Consider the following 2,248-nt stretch of genomic DNA (forward strand, 5'->3'; position numbering starts at 1 on the left):
AGCCGCTCCTCCAGGTTCTCGATGGCCGCCCGGATCGAGCGGGCGTCCAGGAACGCCACGTACACCGAGCGGCTGGCGCCGGCCTTCGGCCCCGACACGGTGTCGCCGTCCCGGGCCTCCACCCGCAGGTGGGCACCGGGCCCGAGGTCCGGGAGCGCCAGGGGCAGGATCCGGGCCTCCCCCGCCACAGCGGGTCCGGGCTCCAGGGCCACAGGCACCCGGACCTCCGTCTCGCCCTGGAGCACGACCTCGGCCCCCTCCACCCGGAAGTCGTCGGAGGCCCGAAACCGCACCCGGATCTCCTCGTCCCGGAAGATCTCGAGGTCGCCCTCCGGCTCGAGGAGTTCCACCGAAGGGGGTCGGTCGTCGCGCACCGTGATCCGGCGGGTCCCGAAATCGGTCGGAACCTCCCGCCGCCCCTCCCGGAACCGCAGCCGGTAGGTCCCCGACCGGTCCACCACCCAGGCCACCCGGAATCCCCCGGCCGCCATCTCGAGGGCCACCTCGGCCCCCGGCCCCTCCCAGGTGCCCGCCTCCACGGGCCGGGAAAGCTGACCCGAAAGCACCACCCGCGCCCCCCTGAGGGCCTCCACCGTGCCGTCCGAGCCCTCGATCGTCCGGGCGGCGAGTCCGGTGTACCCCGGGGGGAACACCTCGACCGTAAGGTTCCCGACGGCCACGGGTTCGGGTTCGCCGCCCGTGACCAGCCGGGCCCAGGCCTGGCGCGCGCTGGGCGGGCCCATCCCCAGGAGCACCCCGGCCGCGGCGAGACCGAGCGCGGCCCAGGCCACCGGTCGGGCGGCCCACCGCCAGGGCACCACCGCCCCCGGATCCACCCCCTCCACGGCCGCCGCCCCGGCCTCCACCTGGGCGGCCACGAGCTCGGCGCTCGCCCCCCGTCGTGCCGCCTCCTCCGGGTCCCACCGGGCGAGGTCCGCGGCGGCCTCCAGGTCGGTTCGGCGCTCGGGGTACAGGGCGGCCAGGAGTTCCGCGGCGAGCACGGGGCTCGAGGCAGGGGGCAGGAGGAGCCAGGCGAGGCGGGCCGCACCCAGCCCGGTCACGGCGGCCGCGGCTGCGAACACCCCGGCAAGGCCCACCGCCACCGCCCCTGCCGGGGCCAGGGGAAGCACCAGGGCCGACGCCGCCACCACCAAACCGGCGCCGGCCCCGAACGCGGCCACGGCCCGGACCGCGGCGATCCACCGGGTCCGGCGGCGCACCCGGCCCACCCACGCGAGGACCTCCGGCCCCCGGCTCACGGCACCACCTCGATCGGTTCCACGTCGTACCGGACCTCCACCAGGGTAAGCCCCCGGGCGGGCGCCGTGGGCCCGGCCCGGTCCCGGTCCGGCCGCCGGAGGGCGGCCTCCACGTCGGCCGGGGTCATCCGGCCCCGGCCCACCTCCACCAACGTGCCCGCGAGGATCCGCACCATATGGCGCAGGAACCCGTTTCCCACCACCTCGATGTCCAGGAACTCCCCCCTGGGCACGAGCGTTACCCGCCGGAGCGTCCGGACCGTGGTCCGGGCGGCGCAACCCGCCGCCCGAAACGCCGCGAAATCGTGGGTCCCCTCGAGCCGGGCCGCGGCCTCGGCCATGCCCCCGAGATCGAGCGGCGCCGTGACCCTCCAGCTGTAGGGCCTGGCGAAGGCCGAGGGGGCCGGACCCACGTGAAGCCGGTAGCGGTAGGTCTTCTCCCGGGCGCTCCGGCGGGCGTCGAACCCGGGGGGCATCTCCCACACGGCCCGCACGGCGATCGCGGGGGGCAGGAGGCTGTTCAAGCCGTGGAACACCCCCCGCAGGGGGATCCGGGACGGGGTTTCGAAGTGGGCCACCTGGGCCAGGGCGTGGACCCCGGCGTCGGTGCGGCCCGAGGCGGTCACCCGCACCGGGTGCTTGAGCAACGTGGACAGACCCGCCTCCACCTCCCCCTGGATCGAGGGGGCGTTGGGCTGGACCTGCCAGCCGCCGTACCCGGTGCCGTCGTACTCCAAGACCAGGACAAGGTTTCGCACCGCGGTCACCCCATGATCCCCAGGGCCAAAAACCCGAACCCGATCCCCCAGAGCGCGGCGTCCCACGCCCCGCCGCCTCGCACCCGGGGGGCAGCCCCGGACCAGGACCGGCAGGCCATGGCCCGGGCCATCCCCTCGGCCCGGCGCACGAGCCGCCGGGTCAGGGCCTCTGCCCCCCGGCGCAGGAGGAACCACCGCACCCGGCCCCGGGGGACCGGGCTCCGGGCCGCC

At 76.7% G+C, this 2,248-nt stretch carries 3 protein-coding genes; all 3 read right to left on the reverse strand.

What is annotated here, in order from left to right; translation table 11 throughout:
* Positions 1 to 1,259 (reverse strand): DUF4175 family protein (locus ACY0I8_RS17835; protein WP_461395817.1); only part of this gene is annotated, 1,259 nt, incomplete at its 3' end.
* Positions 1,256 to 2,017: a tRNA pseudouridine(38-40) synthase TruA gene (gene truA, locus ACY0I8_RS17840; RefSeq protein ID WP_461395819.1), complete on the reverse strand. Its 762-nt coding sequence runs from the start codon at positions 2,015 to 2,017 to the stop codon at positions 1,256 to 1,258. The genes ACY0I8_RS17835 and truA, both read right to left, overlap by 4 nt.
* 5 nt (positions 2,018 to 2,022) lie before the next feature.
* The coding region (locus tag ACY0I8_RS17845; protein ID WP_461395818.1) for a hypothetical protein at positions 2,023 to 2,248 on the reverse strand (226 nt) is incomplete at its 5' end.

This window comes from Deferrisoma sp., from assembly GCF_054681715.1.